The 20,693-nt window shown below is 61.6% G+C and carries 15 protein-coding genes; 5 read left to right on the forward strand and 10 right to left on the reverse strand.

Translation table 11 applies throughout. From position 1 onward, the window contains the following. Positions 1–58: 58 nt before the first annotated feature. Positions 59–1,543: a sodium/proline symporter PutP gene (gene putP / locus SLW75_RS25805; protein ID WP_065986581.1), complete on the forward strand. Its 1,485-nt coding sequence runs from the start codon at positions 59–61 to the stop codon at positions 1,541–1,543. 62 nt (positions 1,544–1,605) lie between these two features. Here the strand turns inward: putP and SLW75_RS25810 are convergent, their stop codons facing one another. Then, positions 1,606–2,271 carry a polysaccharide lyase family 7 protein gene (locus SLW75_RS25810; protein ID WP_065986578.1) on the reverse strand — a complete coding sequence of 222 codons (666 nt, stop codon included), beginning with the start codon at positions 2,269–2,271 and terminating at the stop codon, positions 1,606–1,608. Positions 2,272–2,587: 316 nt separating this feature from the next. Between SLW75_RS25810 and SLW75_RS25815 the strand changes: the two genes are divergently transcribed. The 3 genes from SLW75_RS25815 to SLW75_RS25825 are packed head-to-tail and all read left to right on the forward strand — an operon-like array spanning position 2,588 to position 5,615. Next, positions 2,588–4,729, forward strand: coding sequence for a putative bifunctional diguanylate cyclase/phosphodiesterase (locus SLW75_RS25815; protein ID WP_410935788.1), 2,142 nt, complete (start codon positions 2,588–2,590; stop codon positions 4,727–4,729). 57 nt (positions 4,730–4,786) lie between these two features. Continuing rightward, entirely contained in the window at positions 4,787–5,287 is a 501-nt protein-coding gene (locus tag SLW75_RS25820) for a YgjP-like metallopeptidase domain-containing protein (RefSeq protein ID WP_410935796.1), read from the forward strand. A 31-nt stretch (positions 5,288–5,318) separates the two neighbouring features. Further along, the gene (locus SLW75_RS25825) at positions 5,319–5,615 is read left to right on the forward strand and encodes a helix-turn-helix domain-containing protein (RefSeq protein ID WP_065986572.1); all 297 of its coding nucleotides are present in this window, start codon (positions 5,319–5,321) and stop codon (positions 5,613–5,615) included. A 134-nt stretch (positions 5,616–5,749) separates the two neighbouring features. Here the strand turns inward: SLW75_RS25825 and SLW75_RS25830 are convergent, their stop codons facing one another. Then, entirely contained in the window at positions 5,750–6,208 is a 459-nt protein-coding gene (locus SLW75_RS25830) for a GNAT family N-acetyltransferase (RefSeq protein ID WP_065986732.1), read from the reverse strand. Positions 6,209–6,414: 206 nt separating this feature from the next. Between SLW75_RS25830 and SLW75_RS25835 the strand changes: the two genes are divergently transcribed. Beyond that, positions 6,415–7,152 (forward strand): substrate-binding periplasmic protein, encoded by a 738-nt coding sequence (locus SLW75_RS25835; RefSeq protein ID WP_410935789.1) that lies wholly within the window; start codon positions 6,415–6,417, stop codon positions 7,150–7,152. Here SLW75_RS25835 and yccS read toward each other — a convergent pair. The 8 genes from yccS to betB form a co-directional block, all read right to left on the reverse strand. Then, positions 7,133–9,340 carry a YccS family putative transporter gene (gene yccS / locus SLW75_RS25840; RefSeq protein ID WP_296311173.1) on the reverse strand — a complete coding sequence of 736 codons (2,208 nt, stop codon included), beginning with the start codon at positions 9,338–9,340 and terminating at the stop codon, positions 7,133–7,135. The genes SLW75_RS25835 and yccS overlap by 20 nt on opposite strands. Positions 9,341–9,600: 260 nt before the next feature. After that, positions 9,601–10,779, reverse strand: coding sequence for an NAD(P)/FAD-dependent oxidoreductase (locus SLW75_RS25845; protein ID WP_410928116.1), 1,179 nt, complete (start codon positions 10,777–10,779; stop codon positions 9,601–9,603). 183 nt (positions 10,780–10,962) lie between these two features. Continuing rightward, positions 10,963–12,342 (reverse strand): ATP-dependent RNA helicase DbpA, encoded by a 1,380-nt coding sequence (gene dbpA, locus SLW75_RS25850; RefSeq protein WP_410935790.1) that lies wholly within the window; start codon positions 12,340–12,342, stop codon positions 10,963–10,965. A gap of 86 nt (positions 12,343–12,428) precedes the next feature. Beyond that, positions 12,429–13,871, reverse strand: a complete 1,443-nt coding sequence (gene mdtD / locus SLW75_RS25855; protein WP_192130963.1) for a multidrug transporter subunit MdtD — start codon at positions 13,869–13,871, stop codon at positions 12,429–12,431. A gap of 234 nt (positions 13,872–14,105) precedes the next feature. Beyond that, complete coding sequence (locus tag SLW75_RS25860) at positions 14,106–15,431, reverse strand: TldD/PmbA family protein (protein WP_410935797.1); 1,326 nt, start codon at positions 15,429–15,431, stop codon at positions 14,106–14,108. Beyond that, on the reverse strand, positions 15,431–16,873 hold the full coding sequence (locus SLW75_RS25865) for a TldD/PmbA family protein (protein WP_410935791.1): 1,443 nt from the start codon (positions 16,871–16,873) through the stop codon (positions 15,431–15,433). Before SLW75_RS25865 ends, SLW75_RS25860 begins: the two co-directional genes overlap by 1 nt. Before the next feature lie 478 nt (positions 16,874–17,351). Beyond that, positions 17,352–19,049 carry a choline dehydrogenase gene (gene betA / locus SLW75_RS25870; RefSeq protein ID WP_296315298.1) on the reverse strand — a complete coding sequence of 566 codons (1,698 nt, stop codon included), beginning with the start codon at positions 19,047–19,049 and terminating at the stop codon, positions 17,352–17,354. Between the two features lie 149 nt (positions 19,050–19,198). Continuing rightward, complete coding sequence (betB, locus tag SLW75_RS25875; protein ID WP_410935792.1) at positions 19,199–20,671, reverse strand: betaine-aldehyde dehydrogenase; 1,473 nt, start codon at positions 20,669–20,671, stop codon at positions 19,199–19,201. Positions 20,672–20,693 lie beyond the last annotated feature (22 nt).

Below are 20,693 nucleotides of genomic sequence, written 5' to 3' on the forward strand. Positions count from 1 at the left end.
TGCCTCAGGAGAACGTCGCTCTGCTCGCGCCTATAAAAACAACGCCGGAACCTAACCGATGAGTGTCAGCAACCCTACCTTGATCACCTTCGTGATCTACATCGCCGCGATGGTCCTCATAGGACTCATGGCCTACCGCTCCACCAATAATCTCTCGGACTACATTCTCGGCGGGCGCAGCCTCGGCAGTGTGGTCACGGCGCTTTCAGCCGGTGCATCTGACATGAGCGGCTGGCTGCTCATGGGCTTGCCGGGCGCGATCTACATGTCCGGTCTGTCGGAAAGCTGGATCGCCATCGGGCTCATCATCGGGGCCTACCTGAACTGGCTGTTCGTCGCCGGTCGCCTGCGGGTACAGACCGAGCACAACGGCGATGCGCTGACCCTCCCGGATTACTTCTCCAGCCGCTTTGAAGACAACAGCGGCCTGCTGCGGGTGATTTCCGCCATCGTGATTCTGGTGTTCTTCACGATCTACTGCGCCTCCGGCATCGTCGCTGGCGCGCGGCTGTTCGAAAGCACGTTCGGGATGTCCTACGAAACCGCCTTGTGGGCCGGCGCTGCGGCGACGATCGCCTACACCTTCATCGGCGGCTTCCTGGCCGTCAGCTGGACAGACACCGTGCAAGCCACCCTGATGATCTTCGCGCTGATCCTTACGCCGATCATCGTGCTGCTGGCGACCGGTGGCGTCGACACCACGTTCATGGCCATCGAAGCGCAGGACCCGAGCAACTTCGACATGCTCAAGAACACCACTTTCATCGGCGTCATTTCGCTGATGGGCTGGGGCCTGGGCTACTTCGGTCAGCCGCACATCCTGGCGCGTTTCATGGCCGCTGACTCGGTCAGGTCGATTGCCAAGGCCCGCCGTATTTCCATGACCTGGATGATCCTCTGTCTGGGTGGCACCGTTGCCGTGGGTTTCTTCGGCATCGCGTACTTTTCGGCGCATCCGGAGGTGGCAGGGCCCGTGACTGAAAACCACGAGCGCGTCTTCATCGAGCTGGCCAAGATCCTGTTCAATCCGTGGATCGCCGGTGTGCTGCTGTCGGCGATTCTTGCGGCGGTCATGAGCACGCTGAGCTGTCAGTTGCTGGTCTGTTCAAGTGCGCTGACCGAAGACTTCTACAAAGCCTTTCTGCGCAAAAGCGCGTCCCAGACAGAGCTGGTGTGGGTAGGCCGGGCCATGGTGCTGCTGGTTGCGCTGATCGCGATCGCCTTGGCGGCGAATCCCGAAAACCGCGTGCTGGGTCTGGTCAGCTACGCCTGGGCCGGCTTTGGCGCCGCGTTCGGGCCGGTGGTGCTGATCTCGGTGATCTGGAAAGGCATGACCCGCAACGGCGCGCTGGCAGGGATTCTCGTCGGCGCGATTACCGTCGTGGTGTGGAAGCACTTCGAGCTGCTGGGCCTGTACGAAATCATCCCCGGCTTCATCTTCGCCAGCATCGCGATCGTGCTGTTCAGCGTCGTCGGTAAAGGGCCGACGCCGGGCATGCTGACGCGCTTTGAAGCAGCAGAAAAAGAGTACAAGGCGGCGTAAAGGCCGCCTGCTCAAAGCCCGCGCGACGTCAACGCTCGGGCTCTTGAGCGACCGCACCCGATTTAGTTGTGGTCGGCGTCCAGGTTGAAGAACATGGTCTTGCCGCCTTCGCTGGTATAGCCAGTGTGATCCTGGGTATAGACCCCGGCCTTGAAGTAAAGCTGCTGTTTACTCCAGGTGGCGCTGATCCGGTCGTTCCAGCCCATCCCGTGGGCGGTCACGCTGAGCAACCCGGCTTTATTCAGGTGGATCACGTAATTGAACGTCTCGTTCAGGCTGACGTTTTCTGCCACCGTGATTACGCGCGCTTTTTTGTCGTCGGGGTGATAGCGGACCTTGGCGACGATGTTGCCCATGTGCGTCGCTTCCAGGTACTGATATTCGACCTTCAGCAGGGGCTGCGTGCTTTCGTAGACGTGGATCTGACCGATGACCACCCTGCCGGAGGACGGCACCTGAAGGACCTTGAGCTTGGCATTCAGGTAATTGTCGGCGTCCTGGTAGTACCAGTTGTGCAGCGTGCCGTTGGACCAGGTCTCGCGCAATTCGGTACGTGGGTAGATCGCATTGGCGGTCTTGCTTCCGGTGACCGGTGCCCAGAATGTGATGTTCGATGAGCCGGACTTGAAGTACTTGCCGTCGTAACCTTGAAGCAGTTGCTGTGTCTCGATAGTGGCGGGGGGCGAGCCCACTGGAATGCTCAGATTCCACGTTCCCAAATCAATCATGTCTAGTCGTCCGATATGTCTCATTGCCAGCAAAGTTGCGGGCGAAAGGGGGTTGGGGGCAGCTTTTTATACGGTTCCACGGCGCGTTTGTTAACGTGAATCTGTCGGATGGTTGACGTCAAAGTGCCGCTATTTGAGCCGCAGCGCAGAGTCCTCCTGACATTCAGCGCCGTTACCGTTAGTCGGTTGGATGGCACTTTTTGGATGGCGCTACTATGGCCGCCTTCTTTTTTCCCCAATCGAAGCTAGAGTAATGGCCTATCAGGCCCTCAGCGGGGACGTTCCCCGGGCAGTAAAGTGAATGATGAGTAGCAGCATGGAATGCGTGCAGTCCCTGCCACTAAGTGGCAAATCAGTATTGTTGGTTGTTGATGATTACCCGGAAAATCTGGTGACCATGTGCGCAGTCCTGCAGCGACAGGACCGGGAAATCATCACCGCCGCCTCAGGCATGGAAGCGTTGGGTATTTTGCTGTACCGAGATGTCGATCTGGTGCTGCTTGATGTGCAGATGCCGGACATGGATGGTTTCGAAGTCGCCCGCCTTATGCGTGGCAGTCTGCGAACGCGGTTGACGCCGATCATCTTCCTCACTGCCAACGAACAATCCCGCGACTCGGTGCACAAGGGCTACGCCAGCGGCGCAGTCGATTACCTGTTCAAACCCTTCGATCCCAATATTCTCAGGCCCAAGGTTCAGGCGCTTCTGGAGCAGCAGCACAATCGGCGTGCCCTGCAGAAGCTGAGCCGCGAGCTGGAATCGGCGCGGGCATTCAACGCCTCGGTGCTGGCGAACGTGGCCGAAGGCATTCTTGTGGTGTCCGAAGACGGCGTTGTCAGTTTCGCCAATCCGGCGATCTGCCGCTTGCTGGGCATGACTGACGGCGAGCTGCGCGGCACCGCGTTGCGCGCCTATTTGCACGAGCCCAGCGTCGGGGAATGGGTCGACTCCGGCTTTTATCATCACTATCGCCGTGCTGACACCTACCGCGTCCACGACGCCGTGTTGCGAACACCCGAGGGGCGTCAGGTCCCGGTTTCGTTGTCCTGCGCGCCGCTGCCCGCCGAGCAGCGTGCCATGGTGCTCAGCGTGCTCGACATGTCAGTGGTGCGTGACCTCTACAGTCAGCTCGAGCACCAGGCCGTGACGGATTCGCTCACCGGTCTGCTGAACCGCCGTGGTTTCTATCAGACGGTCGAAGGGATGCTGCTGCGCAATGAGCATGCGGGCAAATACCTGGTTGTGCTGTACCTGGACCTCGACGGCTTCAAGGATGTGAACGACTCTCTGGGCCATGACGCCGGCGATCAGGTGTTGCAGTGGGTCGGCGGGCAGTTGAAAGACTGCCTGCGTCCTTACGACGTGCTTGCGCGGATGGGCGGCGACGAGTTCGTGGTGGTCATCGACGGGCTGGATTTCCCCGAACACGCTGCCAAGGTCGCCGAAAAGCTGATCGAGCGTGTGTCCGCGCGGCGTTTGGTGGACGGGGTAGAAGCCACGCTGGGAGCCAGTATCGGCATCGCGGTATACCCGGACTGCGGCGCCAATCTGGATGGCCTGCTGCGTGCGGCGGACATTGCCATGTACGAAGCCAAGCGGGCAGGGCGTCAGCAATATCGTTTCTTCGATCAGTACATGAATGGTCGCGCGCGCTCGCGTCTGATGCTCGAAGAGAGCGTGCGCACGGCAATCGATGGCAAAGACTTTTCCATGGTCTACCAGCCGCAGGTCAATGTCGTCACCGGCAAGACCCGGGGCTTCGAGGCGCTGCTGCGCTGGCACCATCCGGACGCGGGCGACGTGCCGTCAGGCGTGTTCATCCCGCTGCTGGAAGAGACGCGGCTGATCAACAAGCTCGGCAGCTGGATTTTCGAGCAGGGTGCGGCGCAGCGCCAACGCTGGAGCGACGTATTCCCGGACGATCTGATCATGAGCGTCAGCGTGAGCCCGGCGCAATTCAGCCTGCCCAATCTTGCGGCCGAGCTGCAACGTGCGATGCAGATACATGGCCTGAAACCCCGGCAGCTGGAAATCGAGCTCACCGAGCCATCGCTGGTCCATAACCTGGTGCACAGCCGCAAGCAGCTGCAGAACCTGCATGACATCGGCGTGCGGGTGTCGCTGGATGATTTCGGTGCAGGCGACAGCTCCCTTGCCCACCTGCGCAACCTCGATCTGGACACTCTGAAGCTCGATCGGCACTTCATTGGCGGCATGCTGGGATCGCCCCGAGACCTGGCCGTTGCGCGCAGCATCATTGACCTGTGTCGCATGCTCGATATCGAGGTGATTGCCGAGGGCGTCGAAACCTACGAGCAGTATGAGTGGCTGGTCGACAACGGCTGCCAGATCATTCAGGGCTTTCTCATCGCTCACCCGATGCCGCCCCTGGAGGCAGAGCGTTTCGTCGAACCGGTCGACCTGCCGATCGCGTTACAGCTGCTCGGCCAGGACTGACGCGGTAGACTCGCGCTTTTCCCGCGACCCGGTTCGACCATGACTGTCACCACGCCCATGCCGCTCAAATACCTGCAGGCCTATCCCGAAGGCCTGCAGGATCAGGTTCGGCAACTGATCGCGCAGAACCGGCTGACGGATTATCTGCAGCAGCGTTACCCGGATCGTCACGAAATCCAGAGCGACAAGGCGCTGTATGCCTACGCCCTGTCGCTCAAACAGGAATACCTGCGCAACGCGCCAAACATCGACAAAGTGCTGTTCGACAACCGCCTCGACCTGACCCACCGAGCGCTGGGCCTGCATACCACGGTGTCGCGGGTGCAGGGCGGCAAGCTCAAGTCCAAAAAGGAAATCCGGGTGGCGGCGTTGTTCAAGGAGGCGGCGCCGCAGTTTCTGAAGATGATCGTGGTCCACGAACTGGCGCATTTCAAAGAGTCGGACCACAACAAGGCGTTTTATCAATTGTGCGAACACATGCAGCCGGGCTATCACCAGTTGGAATTCGACCTGCGCATCTACCTGACCTGGCGAGACATACAGACGGCCGTGCGCTGATCAGCCGCTAACGCTTTTCAAGGAAGTTTTGATGGAAGTCAGCAAGACCAAGAGCAGTTTTTATCGCCGCCTGTATGTGGCGTATCTGATCGACAGCGGCATCGCCAGCAGCGTCCCGGCCCTGACCGACGTCACCGGCATGCCTCGGCGCACCGCCCAGGACACCATCGCGGCGCTGGCTGATCTGGATATTGTCTGCGAGTTCGAGCAACTTGATGGCGCCCGCAATCATGCCGGCGGTTACCGGATTCGTGATTGGGGCGCGATTGACCGCCGCTGGATCGAAGGGAATCTGCAGACCATCAAGACGGTGCTGGGGTATCCGTGACGTCGTGTCAGGGGCGTTGATTCAAGAGCTTCCCGGCTAAAGCCGGTCCTACGAAGGTCCTACAAAGGTCCAACAAGTGGTCCGAGTCCGGATGGATCCGGCCCGGCAAGAGCCATCGGGGTTCAGATGCCGGATCAGTCCAGATCGCGACGCATGCTGATGTGAGGAATGCCGTCCTCGACGTAGACCTCGCCCACCGGATTGAAACCGTAGCGGCTGTAGTAGCCCTGCAAATGCGCCTGGGCCGAGAGGAATATCGGCTGGTCCGGCCATTGGAGCTCAGCGTGCTTCAGCGCCTGAACCATCAGCTCATGGCCCATTCCCTTGTTGCGCATCGATGGTGCAGTTACCACCCGGCCGATGGTCACGTCACCGTTCTGCTGAATCGGGTCCAGCAGGCGCAGGTAAGCGACCAGCTGATCATTTTGCCAGGCCATCAGATGGCAGGTATCGCCCAGCAAATCCTGACCGTCGACGTCCAGATACCAGCATTTCTGCTCCACCACGAACACTTGCGCCCTCAGTTGCAGGATGGCGTACAGCTGCTCTTTTCCAAGGTCGGTATGGTGTTTGCAAATCCAGTTGATAGACATGACGCCGGCCTGCGAGAAGAAGTGGATGCCGGATACTAAACGCATATCGGCGCAAGCCCAAATTCGCGGCAAACCGGGCGAGACGGAGGGTGCGGTTAACGGTTTGTCATTTTGTTGAACTGCTGCACAAACATCACAGTGTTACCAGTTGTGCAAAGCTCAAAATGAGTCTTCACTGAAGGCCAGTTGCCACAAGGAAGCTGAGCATGACGCGTTTGCTGTGCGCCGCAGGGCTGTTGGGAATGATGCTGATAGCCCAAGGCGCGGTCGCGCAGACATTGCGTCTCGCCGGCGATGCGTGGGCGCCCTATGCCGACGTGTCATTGCTGCACGACGGGCTCTCCACTGACCTGATTCGCACGGCACTGGGCCGCGCCGGTTATGACACCGAATACGAACAAGTCCCGTGGGCGCGGGCGATTCACGGATTGAGCGAAGGGCGGTATGACATCGTCATCAACGCCTGGTACAGCGAAGACCGCACGCGCATTGGCGTGTTCTCCGCGCCGTACCTGATCAACCGCCTGCGTTTTCTGAAACGCAAAGACGCCTCCATTGAATTTCAGAACCTGTCCCAGCTGCACGGCTATTCGATTGCAGTGGTGCGCGGCTACGCCTATTCGCCGGAATTCGACGCCGATGCCAACCTGGAAAAGGTGCCGGTGGCGAGTTTCTCGATCGCCGTCAGGATGCTCGCTGCGGGCAGGGTCGGTTTGACGGTGGAAGACGAGTACGCGGCGCGGTTTGCCCTCAAACGCGAGCCTGCAGACGTGCAGGCCGACGTCGAATTCCTGCCCAAATCACTCAGCGAAAACAGTCTGCATGTGCTGGTGGGCCTCAATCGGGCGGATCACCAGCAGATCGTTATGGATTTCGACAAAGCGATCGCCGACATGAAAGCGGACGGCACGTACGACAAGCTCATCAAGCTGCACGGTCTGTGATGTCGGGCTCTTTCACCGGCTCTTTGATCAAGTGCGCCGCCAGCGTGCGCAGTGGGCCTAGCTGACGGCAGATCAGCGCCAGTTGGGTTTGCACCAGTCGTTGGCCCTCGTCGATCTCTTCCGCCATCTGTTCCAGGCTCGTCGCCAGCGCTTCTTCGGCATCGCTTTGCACGGCAACCGGCTCACGCATCGCCAGGCTTTGGGCGATCTCATCGATGCTCGCGGCAAGGCTTGCTGCGGCGCCCTCGATCAGTTGCTCGCGCACTTCAGGCGGCAGCGGTGCGTCGCGGTGCGCGCCCAGCCCCGACAGGTAACTGAGCAGGGTGTGTGACAGCACCAGAAAGCGAAAACCGACGTCGGCCTCTTTGCGGAAATGCCCCGGCTCCATGAGCATGTTGGCCAGTGTGGTGGACAGCGCCGCGTCGGCGTTATGGGCGTTGCGGCGGGCCAGTCGATAGGCCAAATCGTCACTCTTGCCGTTCGCGTATTGCTGCATGATCTGACGCAGGTAAATGCTGTTGCACGACAGCGTGTTGGCCAGCACCTTGTTGAGCCGGCGACCTTGCCAGTCCGGCAGGAACAGGAACACCGCCAGGCCGGCGATCAGGCTGCCCAGCAGCGTGTCCAGCAAGCGCGGCAGGAACACGCCGTAACCGTCGCCGACCTGATTGAAGCAGAACAGAATCATCACCGTGATCGCCGCCGTCGACAGCGTGTAGCGCGTGGTCCGGTTGACGAAGAACACCACGCCGGCCAGCACCGCGCACATCGATTGCAGGACTGGCGTGGTGATCAGGTCAAACAGAATCCAGCCCGCCGTCAGGCCAATGGCCGTGCCGATGATGCGCTGCCCGAGTTTGCGTCGCGTGGCGCCGTAGCTGGGCTGGCAGACGAACACCGTGGTGAGGATGATCCAGTACCCCTGGGACGGGTGAATCAGGTGAACCATGATGTAGCCGATGACCAGCGCCAACGGCAGGCGCAGGGCGTGACGGAACAGCAGCGAGGTCGGCGTCAGTTGCAGGCGCAGGCGCGTCCAGACGTCTTTGAGGTTGCGCGGTGAGCGGTCCAGCAGGCTGCTGTCGGTGGCGTCGGCCAGGGCGTCGGGATTGCTCGCATCGCTGAGCAGCCGGTCGAGGGTGCCAAGGTTATTGGCCAGCGCCCGCAACGAACGCAGCAGCCCGCGCCACGCCGGATTGCTCTGAATCCGAAGGTGTTCGAGGGAGGCGCGCAGATCATTTAGCGCGTGGGCGAAGCTGTCGTCATAGATGAACGGCTGGCGCAGCTGGATCGACGCCGACAGGTCACGGCAGGCGCGGCCTTGCTGGCGCAGCAGGCGCTGGCAGCGAAACAATACGTCGCTATGAAAAAACGCTTCGGCCAGGGAGTTGTAGGGATAGTGCGACGAACTGGCCCGTTCGTGGATGTCTTGGGCCAGAAAGTACAGCTTCAGGTAGCGACTGACCTTCGAGCCCGGGCGACCGCTGCCGACGCGGTTAAGGATGATTTCCTTGGTCACGTTGAGCGCGCCGACGACCTTGCCGTTCTGTTTGGCAAGCTCCAGGCGCTTGGCTTCAATATCCAGGGTACGAATCGGCTCGAACAGCTCTGATTTGAGCTTCAGGTACAGGCCCAGCTCGCGAAACAGTCGGGCCAGCGCCTGCTGCACCGGCTGATTGGAAAACAGCATCTGCCACAGCACCGACAGCAGGCCGTACCACGCGGCGCCTGCGACCAGCAGCATGGGTTCGTGCCAGAAATCGGTGACTTCCCCGCCGCGCTGATCGACGCCGATCATGGTGTAGACCGAGAGAATCAGCGTCGCGTAGGCAATCGCGCCATAGCGCTCACCCAGCGCGCCGAGCATCGTCAGGCAGAACGCCGCGAAGGCAAACGCGCAGATGAACACCACGGGGTAGGGGAAAAGTAGCTCCACGGACAGCGCCGCGATGCTGAAACACACCAGCGTCACGGCCAGCGCATTGAGGCGGCCTTGCCAGCTGTCATCGGTCTCCGACAGGGCGCTGGCGATAATCCCGAGGAACAGCGGGATCAACTGGGACATCTCGTTCTGGTACCAGCACAGCGCCATGCTGCCGGTCAGCGCGATGAAAACCCGCACGCTGTAGGAAAACTTGTCCAGCGCCCAGAGACGGCGGAATGTATTGCGCAACGATGTCGATGCCATGAACGCTGACGGCCTTGTTCGCGATTGATTTTGCTGAGGGATATGTACAGCGCCGGATGCGCGCTGTACATCCGGTTAGCAAAATTTATTCCGGGGCGCCTCCGATCCTGCTGGCGAACACAAACCTGTGGGAGTGAGCTTGCTCGCGAAGGCTGAGGACCGGTCTCTGGAGATGTATCGACTGCACCGGCCTATTCGTGAGCAAGCTCACTCCCACGGATCGGGGTGGCAGCTGTCGTAGCGGGCCTCCCTGATAAGTGTCAGACGAATTGCGCCGCCGCATACGCTGACGCCCAGGCCCACTGGAAGTTGAAACCGCCCAGATGCCCACTGACATCCAGCACCTCGCCGACGAAGTAGAGGCCCGGCGATTTAAGGGATTCCATGGTCTTCGACGACACTTCACGGGTGTCGATGCCGCCCAGTGTCACTTCCGCCGTGCGATACCCTTCGGTGCCCGCCGGTACCACCTGCCAGCTCGCCAGCTTGGTGGCGATGTCGGCCAGTTCGGCGTGGGTGTACTGCTTCATCGGCTTGGACACGAACCACTGCTCTGCAATCAGGTTGGCCATTTTCTTGGTGAAAATCTCGCCGAGCAGCGTTTTCAGTTCACTGTTCGGGCGTTCGGCCTGTTGCTCGGTCAGCCAGCTGGGGGCGTCGTGGTCGGGCATCAGGTTGATTTCCACCGTGTCGCCCGGCTGCCAGAAAGACGAGATCTGCAGAATCGCCGGCCCACTCAGACCGCGGTGGGTGAACAGGATGTTTTCGCGAAAGCTGACGTCGTTACAGCTCACCAGGCAGTCGACCGACGTGCCGGTCAGCTCGGTGCACAGCTCTTTCAACTGATCAGTGATGGTGAACGGCACCAGGCCCGCCCGGGTAGGCAACAGCGTATGGCCGAATTGCTTGCCGACCTGATAACCGAAACCGGTCGCCCCCAGCGTTGGAATCGACAGGCCGCCCGTGGCAATCACCAGCGACTCGCAACGGAGTTCGCCCAGAGTGGTTTTCAGCAGATAACCGCTGTCGGCTTTCTCGATACTCTGCACCGAGGTGTCCATGTGCAGGCTCACGCCAGCGGTGTCGCATTCGGCGAGCAGCAGATTGAGGATGTCGCTGGACTTGTTGTCGCAGAACAGCTGGCCGAGTTTCTTCTCGTGGTACGGCACGCCGTGCTTGCCCACCAGTTCGATGAAATCCCACTGGGTATAGCGGGCCAGCGCCGATTTGCAGAAATGCGGGTTCTGCGAGAGGAAGTTGGCGGGCTCGGTGTACAGGTTGGTGAAGTTGCAGCGCCCGCCGCCCGACATGAGGATTTTCTTGCCCGGCTTGTTGGCGTGGTCGATCAGCATGACCTTGCGCCCGCGCTGGGCGGCCGTGAATGCACACATCAAACCTGCGGCGCCGGCGCCGATGATCACAACGTCAGTAACGGGCAAAGCGGTGTCCTCTAACAGCTATTGATCTATGTAAGTTGCGCTGACGCCTTCGCGAGCAAGCTCGCTCCCACAGGGAGTCATGATGTCGCTCACTTGTAGGTGAACTCCACCCCCCGCCGGTTCGCGGGGTCTCCGTGGGAGCGAGCTTGCTCGCGAATGGGCGTGATGCGGTATTGCGGGTGTTTACAAGATCCGAACGCGCAAGGATTTGCCCTTGATCTTGCCGTTGTTCAAACGCTCCAGTGCCTGCTTGGCCATGCTGCGTTCCACGGCGACGTAGGCCTGGAAATCAAAGATCGCGATCTTGCCCACCTGAGTGCCTGGAATGCCTGCCTCGCCGGTCAGCGCGCCAAGAATGTCGCCAGGGCGCAGCTTGTCTTTGCGGCCGGAACCGATGCACAGCGTCGTCATCGGCGGCAGCAGCTTGCCGCCTTCCTTGCGCTCCAGTTGGTCGTATTGCTGCCAGTTGAGCGGCGCTTTCTGCAGCTCTTCAACGGCGCGGGCGCGCTGGCTTTCGCCGGGAGCAACGAGGCTGACTGCGATGCCGGTCTCACCCGCACGACCGGTACGGCCGACCCGGTGAATGTGGATTTCCGAATCCCGCGCCAATTCGACGTTGAGCACCATGTCCAGACCATCGATGTCCAGACCGCGCGCGGCGACGTCGGTGGCCACCAGCACCGAGGTGCTGCGGTTGGCGAACATCGCCAGCACCTGATCGCGATCCCGCTGTTCCAGATCGCCATGCAGACCGACAGCGGACATGCCTTTGGCGATCAGGTGATCGACCACTTCCTGAACCTGCTGCTTGGTGAAGCAGAACGCCACGCAGGACTGCGGACGGAAATGATCGAGCACGCGGACCACCGCTTCGAGGCGTTGCTCGGGGGAGATTTCGTAGAAGATCTGTTCGATCTGGCTGTCGGCGTGGAGCGCTTCGACCTTGACGGTCTGCGGGTCACGCATGAATTTCGAGGACAGCTGCTTGATGCCGACCGGATAAGTGGCCGAGAACAGCAGAGTCTGGCGACGCTTGGGCGTCTGCTCGATGATGTCGGCGATGGCGTCGTAGAAACCCATGTCGAGCATGCGGTCGGCTTCGTCCAGCACCAGCGTGTTCAGGCCGTCCAGTACCAGCGAACCCTTGCGCAGATGCTGCTGAATGCGACCCGGCGTGCCGACGATGATGTGCGCGCCGTGCTCCAGCGAGCCGATTTGCGGGCCGAACGACACGCCGCCGCAGAGGGTGAGGACTTTGATGTTGTCTTCGGAACGCGCCAGACGACGGATTTCCTTGGCCACCTGGTCGGCCAGCTCGCGGGTTGGGCAGAGCACCAAGGCCTGGCAGCCGAAGTAGCGCGGATTGATCGGATTGAGCAGGCCGATGCCGAATGCAGCGGTCTTGCCGGAGCCTGTCTTGGCCTGCGCAATCAGGTCCATCCCCTTGACGATCACCGGCAGGCTCTGCGCCTGAATCGGCGTCATCTCGGCATAACCAAGGGACTCCAGGTTAGCCAGCATGGCGGCGGAAAGGGGCAGTGAGTTAAAAGCGGTGTTAGTCACGGGACGGGCCTGCAAAACAAAATGTCGCGCAGTGTATCAGGTCGCGGCCCCCGCCTTGGGGGCGCGCGCGATAAATGGTGAGTGAATCACGCCTCGATCTCGGGCTCTGGTTGCGGTTTGCGCGCCGGTGCTTCGGGGGCCATGCGGGGCGACAGCTGCAGGAAGATCGACGCCGCCAGCATCGCCAGCACGCCGACGCACAGGAAGGTCAGTTGAAACGCGCCGAGTACGTCGCTGACGTCGCCCGTGGCCACGTCGTCGCTGAACCCGCCGAGCAACGCCGCCGCACAGGCGACGCCGAGACTCAGGGACAACTGCGCAACTACTGACAGCAGACTGTTGCCGCTGGCGGCACTGGCGTCATCGAGATCGATCAGCGTCACCGCGTTCATCGCCGAGAACTGCAGCGAGTTCACCCCGCCCAGAAACGCCAGATGAATCAGCAGCAGCCAGTACGGCGTGTCGGCACTGACCAGCGCCATGCTCGCCAGCAGAATACCCAGCAGCAGCGTGTTACCGGTCAGCACGATGCGATAACCCAATCGCTCGATAGCTTTGGTTGCCAGCGGCTTGGCGAACATCGCCGCAAGGGCCAGGGGAATCATGCTCATACCGGCGTGAGAAGGCGAGTAACCCAGGGCGACTTGCAGCATCAGCGGCAGTAGGAACGGCAGGGCGCCGCTGCCCAGTCGGGCAAACAGATTGCCCATGATGCCCACCGCAAAACTGCGGGTTTTGAACAGCCGAGCAGAGAACAATGGCGCTTCCACGTGACTGGCGCGCAACCAGTACGCCGCCAGACACGCCATGCCGCCAAACAGCAGCATCACCACACGCAAGTGCGGGAGGTTCAGTTCGCCAAGCCCTTCCATGGCAATCGTGATCAGCACCATCGAGGCGCCAAACAGCCCAAACCCCGCCAGATCGAAGCGCGTGCGTCCGCCGCCTTGGAGATCGGGGATGAACTTGCGCACGGCGAAGCAGCCGAGAATCCCCACCGGCAGGTTGATCAGGAAGATCCAGTGCCAGCTCAGGTATTCCACCAGCCAGCCGCCGACCGTCGGGCCCATCAGCGGGCCAAGCAGGGCGGGCATGGTGATGAAGCTCAAGGTGCGCACCAGCTCGGTTCGGGGATAGGCGCGCAGCACGATGAGCCGGCCGACCGGCATCATCAACGCACCGCCGAGGCCCTGAATCACCCGTGCGCCCACCAGCATGCCGAGGGAGTTGGACACCGCGCACAGTAACGAACCGAAGCTGAACAGCAGGATGGCGCTGAAGAAGATGCGCTTGATGCCGAAACGGTCGGAAATCCAGCCCGACGCCGGAATCAGCAGGGCGATGGTCAGCATGTAAGCGATGATCACCGACTGCATGCGCAGCGGGTTTTCCGCCAGCGAGCCGGCCATGGAAGGCAGCGCGGTGTTGAGGATCGTGCCGTCCAGGCTTTGCATGAAAAAGGCGATGGCAATGACCCATGGCATCCAGCGCAGGGTGCGGGCGTCCAGCTGCGGTGTTGAGGTCGGCATGTGGATCGAGGGTCCTTGTTGGGTTTCTGGTAGCAGTCTGATTATTTCTCGGATGTAACTGCTTGAAGCACGATCTCGGTGGGAGATATCCCGTCGTCCAGACGACGCGCTGTCTCGCAGCAAACACAATCCCTGTGGGAGTGAGCTTGCTCACGAAGAGGCCCTTGCATCCGCTGCATCTCTATCGCCAGCATTCGCGAGCAAGCTCGCTCCTGCGGGAGGCAATGCCACGCCTTACAGCGTCAACGTCAACCCACTCAGCAGCGCGCCCGGCAGCAGATTCGAGGCGGTCTGGCGCTGACTGTAGGTGCTCGTCGACAGCAGGAGTTCCCTTTCTGTGGTCAGTTGTTCCAGTGCCGTGCCCAGCAGGCTGAAGAGACTGTCGTCGAAGCGCATGGTGTTGACCGGTGCCTTGATCTGCCCGTCTTCGACCCAGAACGTGGCGAAGCGCGTCATTCCGGTGATGCGTCCGGCGGTGCGATCCGAGAAATTCAGGTACCACAGGTTGCTGATGTACAGGCCCGTGCCCAATGCTTTCAACACCTCATCCAGCGCCAAGGAACCGCCGTCCATACTCAGCGCGCTTGGCGACTCGCCCCAGCCCGCGCCGTTGGCCACAAGGCCGTATTCGGCGGCGCTGCGCGAGTCGATCATGCGATCCCGGGCCACGCCTTCGGCCACCAGCGACAGGTCCATGCGCGGATAACCCTCGCCGGAAAACGCAGGGGATAACGAGCCGCTGACCTGCTCGTTCAGGCTCACCAACGGGCTCAACGTGGATTGGCCGTCGTACAGCCGCTGCAAGGGGCTGGTCTTGTCGGCCAGCGACTGCGCAGAGAATCCACCCCAGCACAGCATGCCCATCACTTCTTCCAGCGCGGCAGGCGCCAGATAGGCGCGGTATTGCCCGGGCGCGAGGACGTGGGCCGGGCGTCCAAGAAACGTCAATTGCTCACGGGCCAGGGCGAAGCGCCGTGCAAAGCCGTCGTCAGTCCAGGTGTGGCCGGCGTAGTTGGCTTTCACCGCCTGGCCATTCTCGTGGAACAGGCTCCAGTCGACATTGAAGCTGTTGGCCTGATGCCAGCCCAGCGCACCGCTGGAGCTGGCGAAGCCGCGATAGATCGGCCCGGCCGCGTAGATGCCGACCAGATCCAGCCCCTCGCCCAGTTGCGCGATCTGCTCGACGACATGGGCGCTGTCCGGCAACGGCGTCTCCTGCACGTTGCTGCTCTGCCACGCCTCGTCGTTCAGTTGCAGATACGGGTCTTCCGGCAACAGCGTCAGGGTTTCCCGCAACTGAAGCAGGGCTTCGCTCAGGCGTTGCTGATCCACCTCGCCATCGCCTGACAGCGTGAGGTTAAGGTTGGCGTGGCGGCCTGCGGCGATCAGCTTGAACGTCACGCTGGCCTGCTGCACGTGGCCGGCCTGACGCACTTTGGCGTGGTTGAAGCGGATGAAGTCCGACGCTTCGGCGTCGTAGCTCAAGGTATAGCGCTCGTCCGCGGTGACTGCGCCGTGCAGCCACTCGGCCAGGGCCTTGAATTGCGCTTGATGGGACATCATGCGTCACCTCCGAAAACATCAACGCTCGCGAACACGCAAGCGGGCGAGGCATGGCCCACGCGGATCACTTGATTGGGCTCGCCTTTGCCACAGTTGGGTGTGCCAAGGACCTTGAAGGTGCTGGCGTCGCCGACCGCGCTGAGGTTGCGCCAGAACTGGGCGGAGATCGCGCGGTAGTTCGGGTTCTTCACCACGCCCTTGAGTTCGCCGTTCTCGATCAACTGACCCCACTCGCAGCCGAACTGGAATTTGTTGCGCGCGTCGTCGATCGACCATGAGCGATTGGTACTCATCAAAATGCCGTGCTCGGTGTCGCCAATGAGCTGCGCCATCGACTTGTCGCCCGGCTCGATGTTGAGGTTGGCCATGCGGTCGATGGGCGCGCGGTTCCAGCTCGACGCGCGGCTGTTGGCGACGCCTTCCATACCGCTGCGGTATTGCGACAGCGCGCCGCCCAGCGGCCTCACCAGTACGCCGTCCTTGATCAGGAATTGCTTGCTCGCCGGCGTGCCATCGTCATCAAAGCCGTAGCTCGCCAGTTGCTCGGGGATCTCCGGGTCGAAGGTCACGTTGAGCAGGCTTGAGCCGTATTGCAGGCTGCCGAAGTCACTGGCTTTGACGAAGCTGGTGCCGGCGTAATTGCGCTCATCGCCGAGGATGCGGTCCAGCTCCAGCGGGTGGCCGATGGATTCGTGGATTTGCAGGGTCATCTGGTCGGGCGTCAGCAGCAGATCGCGCGGCCCGGTGGGCGTGTTCGGCGCCAAGACCAGTTGCAGCGCCTGATCGGCGACGTTGACTGCGGCGCCAATGATCCCGCAGGACGCGATGACTTCCGCGCCCCCCTGCTGGCCGAAGTTCTCGCGACCGAGGCTGCGGGTCTGGCTGTCCTGGCCGTCGTAAGCCGTGACGGTCAGGCCAGGGAAGACGAAGCGCTGGGCCTGGCGAATCTCGGCGCCGGCGTTGTTGAGGTAGATCTGCTCGACGTTCTCAAGCCCCAGGCTCACCTGCCAGTTGACCAGGCGTTCGTCCCTGGGTACCGACGCGGATTCGGCATTGAGCAGGGCGTAGCAATCACTGAGCGATGGAAACGCGTTCTGCAGGTGGGGCGAGAGGTAATCGGCACGGGCGGTGGCGACAGCGTGGTCGTGCAGGTCGAGGAGGGAATGCGGGGCCAGTTGCCGCGCTTGAATCTCCGCCTGTTCCAGCGCCGATTGAAGCCCGCGCTGGGAAATGTCGTTGGTGGCCGCATAGGCTTCGACGCCATTGACGCGCACGGTGAGCATCGCGCCTTCGTCGATGCTCAATTGCGGCGGCTCGGCAACGTTCTTGCGCACCGACAAATGCTGGCTGGTCTGTTTGACGTAACGCAGGGAGAAAAACGGGGCGCTGCTCTGCAGAGCGGCGAACCGCTGCTTGAGCTGAGCGGAAAAGTCGAACATGCAGGAAGGCTCCTTGGCGATTCGGACAGGCAACGGCCCGAATCATAGCGCGGATGATCACTGCAGCGGGGGAGGGATGGATGACACGGACACGGCGCGTGCTCATTGTGGGACCGGCTTTAGCCGGGAATGCGTCAGGTGTCACACCGTAAAATCGAGGGTGTAGCCACCGGCCTCTTCCCGGCTGAAGCCGGTCCCACTGACACAGCGCTTGACCATTGTGGGACCGGCTTTAGCTGGGAATGCGCCGTGTGTCACACCGCAAAATGGAGGGTGTAGCCACTGGCCTCTTCCCGGCTGAAGCCGGTCCCACCGACACAGCGCACGACCATTGTGGGACCGGCTTTAGCCGGGAATGCGTCAGGTGTCACACCGCAAAAATCGAGGGTGTAGCCACTGGCCTCTTCCCGGCTGAAGCCGGTCCCACTGACACACTGCGCGCCGTTAGTGGGACTGACATATGCCCACGTCGCGCCTGTTACTGCGCCAACGGGCCCACTTCACGCATCGGCTTGCCACGCACGGGCGCGTCGCCGGCGACGTAGTAGTCGGCGGTGCTGCGCGGCAGCGGGGCGCGGCCACGGATCTTGTCGGCGATTTTCTCGGCCATCATGATCGTCGGTGCGTTGAGGTTGCCGGTGGTGATCAGCGGCATGATCGACGCATCCACCACGCGCAGCCCTTCCATCCCGTGCACGCGGCCCTCGCCATCGACGACAGCCATCTCATCGGTGCCCATCTTGCACGAGCAGGATGGGTGATACGCAGTCTCGGCATGCTCACGGATAAACGTGTCCAGCTGCTCGTCGCTCTGCACGTCGATGCCCGGGCTGATTTCGCGGCCACGGTATTGGTCCAGCGCTGGCTGCTGCATGATCTCGCGGGTCAGGCGAATGCCGTCGCGGAATTCCTGCCAGTCCTGCTCGGACGCCATGTAGTTGAAAAGAATGCTCGGGTACTCACGCGGGTTCTTCGATTTCAGCTGCACGCGACCACGGCTTGGCGAACGCATCGAACCCACGTGCGCCTGGAAACCGTGCTCTTGCACGCCCTTGCTGCCGTTGTAGTTAATCGCGACCGGCAGGAAGTGGTACTGAATGTTCGGCCACTCGAATTCCTCGCGCGAACGAATGAAACCGCCCGCTTCGAACTGGTTGCTGGCGCCGATCCCTTTACCGAGGAACATCCACTCGGCACCGATGGCCGGCTGGTTCCACCACAGCAGCGACGGGTACAACGAGACCGGCTCTTTGCACGCGTACTGCAAATACATTTCCAGGTGGTCTTGCAGGTTTTCGCCAACGCCCGGCAGGTCGTGAACGACCGGAATGTCGAGCTTCTTCAGCAGCGGCGCAGGGCCAACGCCGGAACGCTGCAGGATCTGTGGCGAAGCAATGGCGCCGCCACACAGCAGGACTTCCTTGCGAGCGCGGGCTTCGATGCGGGTGTCGCTGTCGCCCACCATGTAGGCCACGCCGACGGCGCGCTTGTTGTCGAACAGAATCCGGTCGGTCAGCGCGTGAGTGACGATGGTCAGGGTCGAGCGCTTCTTCGCTTCGTCCAGATAGCCACGGGCGGTGCTGGCGCGACGGCCGAACGGCGTGACGGTGCGGTCCATCGGGCCGAAACCTTCCTGCTGATAACCGTTGAGGTCGTCGGTGCGCGGATAACCGGCTTGCACGCCTGCTTCGACCATCGCGGCGAACAGCGGATTGTTGCCCGCTTTAGGCGTGGTCACGCTGACCGGGCCTTCGCCACCGTGGTAGTCGTTAGGGCCGATGTCGCGGGTTTCGGCCTTGCGGAAGTACGGCAGGCAATCGAGGTAAGACCAGTCTTCAAGGCCCGGGTTTTTTGCCCAGCCGTCGTAGTCCATGGCGTTGCCGCGGATGTAGCACATGCCGTTGATCAGCGACGAGCCACCCAGGCCCTTGCCGCGACCGCATTCCATACGGCGGTTGTTCATGTGTGGCTCTGGCTCGGTCTCGTAGGCCCAGTTGTAGCGACGGCCTTGCAGCGGGAACGCGAGCGCGGCCGGCATCTGAGTGCGGAAGTCGGCGCGATAGTCCGGGCCGCCGGCTTCAAGCAACAGCACGGTGACGCCTGCGTCTTCGGTGAGACGGGCGGCGAGGGTGTTACCGGCCGAGCCGGCGCCGATGATGATGTAGTCGTATTCCAAGATAAATCTCCTTGGGAGTTGCAAGCGTCAAGCCTCAAGCTGCAAGAAAAAGCAGCGAGACGGCGCCTGCGAGATTGATGGGGTGAGCGGCAGACCAGGACTGCAGTTGCTTTGTCTTGAGGCTTGCCGCTTGCCGCTTAAAACTGCTTCTAGAACACCGACGCGTAGTCGCCCAGCTCAACCTGCACAGACTTGATGCGTGTGTACTGCGCCAGCGAGCTGATGCCGTTTTCGCGGCCCACGCCCGACTGCTTGTAGCCACCGACCGGCATTTTCGCGTCGGATTCGCCCCAGGCGTTGATCCAGCAGATACCGGCTTCCAGTTGATGGATCACGCGGTGCGCGCGGTTCAGGTCTTTGGTCACGATGCCCGCAGCCAGACCCATTTCGGTGTCGTTGGCGCGGCGGATCACTTCCTCTTCGGTTTCGTAGCTGAGGATGCTCATGACCGGGCCAAAAATTTCCTCTTTGACGATGGTCATCTCATCGGTGCAGTCGGTGAACACGGTCGGCGCAACGAACGCGCCGTTGGCCAGCTCACCCTCGGTCAGACGGTCGCCGCCGATCAGCAGGCGGGCGCCTTCTTCCTTGCCCTTGGTGATGTAGCCGAGCACATTTTCCATGTGCGCGAAGCTCACCAGCGGGCCGAAGTTGATGGTGTCGTCCTGCGGATTCCCGACGCGGATGCGTTTGACGCGCTCAAGGATTTTCGCTTCGAAGGCTGCCTTCAGGGCGCTCGGCACGAACACGCGAGTGCCGTTGGTGCAGACCTGACCGGAGCTGTAGAAGTTGGCCATCATCGCGATGTCAGCGGCGCGATCCAGATCGGCGTCGTCGAAAATGATCAGCGGGGACTTGCCGCCCAGCTCCATGGTCACTTCCTTGAGCGACGAGCTCGACGCGCTGGCCATGACTTTCTTGCCGGTCTGCACGCCGCCGGTGAAGGAGATCTTCTCGATGCGCGGGTGCTCGGTCAGCCAGCTGCCGACGTCGCTGCCGGCGCCCGTCAGCACGTTGAACACGCCGTCCGGCACGCCGGCTTCGGTGTAGATTTCTGCCAGCTTCAGCGTGGTCAGCGAGGTGACTTCGCTTGGCTTGAAGATCATTGCGTTGCCGGCCGCCAGCGCAGGGGCGGACTTCCACAGGGCGATCTGGATCGGGTAGTTCCACGCGCCGATGCCGACGGTGACGCCCAGCGGCTCGCGGCGGGTGTAGACGAATGAAGTGTCACGCAGCGGAATCTGCTCGCCTTCGATGGCGGGCACCAGGCCGGCGTAGTACTCCAGCACGTCGGCACCGGTGACGACGTCGACGTATTTGGTTTCGGAGATCGCTTTGCCGGTGTCCAGGGTTTCCAGTTCGGCCAGCTCATCGTTGCGTTCACGCAGGATGTCGACGGCACGACGCAGGATGCGCGAGCGCTCCATGGCGGTCATGGCGGCCCAGATTTTCTGGCCCTTTTCAGCGCTGACGACAGCGCGTTCGACGTCTTCTTGGGTCGCGCGCTGGACCTGGGCCAGGACTTCGCCATTGGCTGGGTTGATAGCCTCGAAGGTCGCGTTGCTGCTGGCGTCCACGTAGCCGCCGTCAATGTAGAGTTTTTGCAGTTCGAAACGGGCCATAAAATCCTCGCAGTAATCTGGG

The sequence above is a fragment of the Pseudomonas sp. W5-01 genome (assembly GCF_046540435.1).
Lineage (GTDB): Bacteria > Pseudomonadota > Gammaproteobacteria > Pseudomonadales > Pseudomonadaceae > Aquipseudomonas > Aquipseudomonas graminis_B.

Coding starts and splice junctions, on each gene's coding strand:
- mdtD (WP_192130963.1), bottom strand. CDS start 13,871: ATGCCGACCTCAACACCGCAGCTGGACGCCCGCACCCTGCGCTGGATG.
- SLW75_RS25820 (WP_410935796.1), top strand. CDS start 4,787: ATGCCGCTCAAATACCTGCAGGCCTATCCCGAAGGCCTGCAGGATCAG.
- SLW75_RS25865 (WP_410935791.1), bottom strand. CDS start 16,873: ATGTTCGACTTTTCCGCTCAGCTCAAGCAGCGGTTCGCCGCTCTGCAG.
- SLW75_RS25830 (WP_065986732.1), bottom strand. CDS start 6,208: ATGTCTATCAACTGGATTTGCAAACACCATACCGACCTTGGAAAAGAG.
- SLW75_RS25825 (WP_065986572.1), top strand. CDS start 5,319: ATGGAAGTCAGCAAGACCAAGAGCAGTTTTTATCGCCGCCTGTATGTG.
- betB (WP_410935792.1), bottom strand. CDS start 20,671: ATGGCCCGTTTCGAACTGCAAAAACTCTACATTGACGGCGGCTACGTG.
- yccS (WP_296311173.1), bottom strand. CDS start 9,340: ATGGCATCGACATCGTTGCGCAATACATTCCGCCGTCTCTGGGCGCTG.
- SLW75_RS25860 (WP_410935797.1), bottom strand. CDS start 15,431: ATGTCCCATCAAGCGCAATTCAAGGCCCTGGCCGAGTGGCTGCACGGC.
- SLW75_RS25835 (WP_410935789.1), top strand. CDS start 6,415: ATGACGCGTTTGCTGTGCGCCGCAGGGCTGTTGGGAATGATGCTGATA.
- SLW75_RS25810 (WP_065986578.1), bottom strand. CDS start 2,271: ATGATTGATTTGGGAACGTGGAATCTGAGCATTCCAGTGGGCTCGCCC.
- SLW75_RS25815 (WP_410935788.1), top strand. CDS start 2,588: ATGGAATGCGTGCAGTCCCTGCCACTAAGTGGCAAATCAGTATTGTTG.
- putP (WP_065986581.1), top strand. CDS start 59: ATGAGTGTCAGCAACCCTACCTTGATCACCTTCGTGATCTACATCGCC.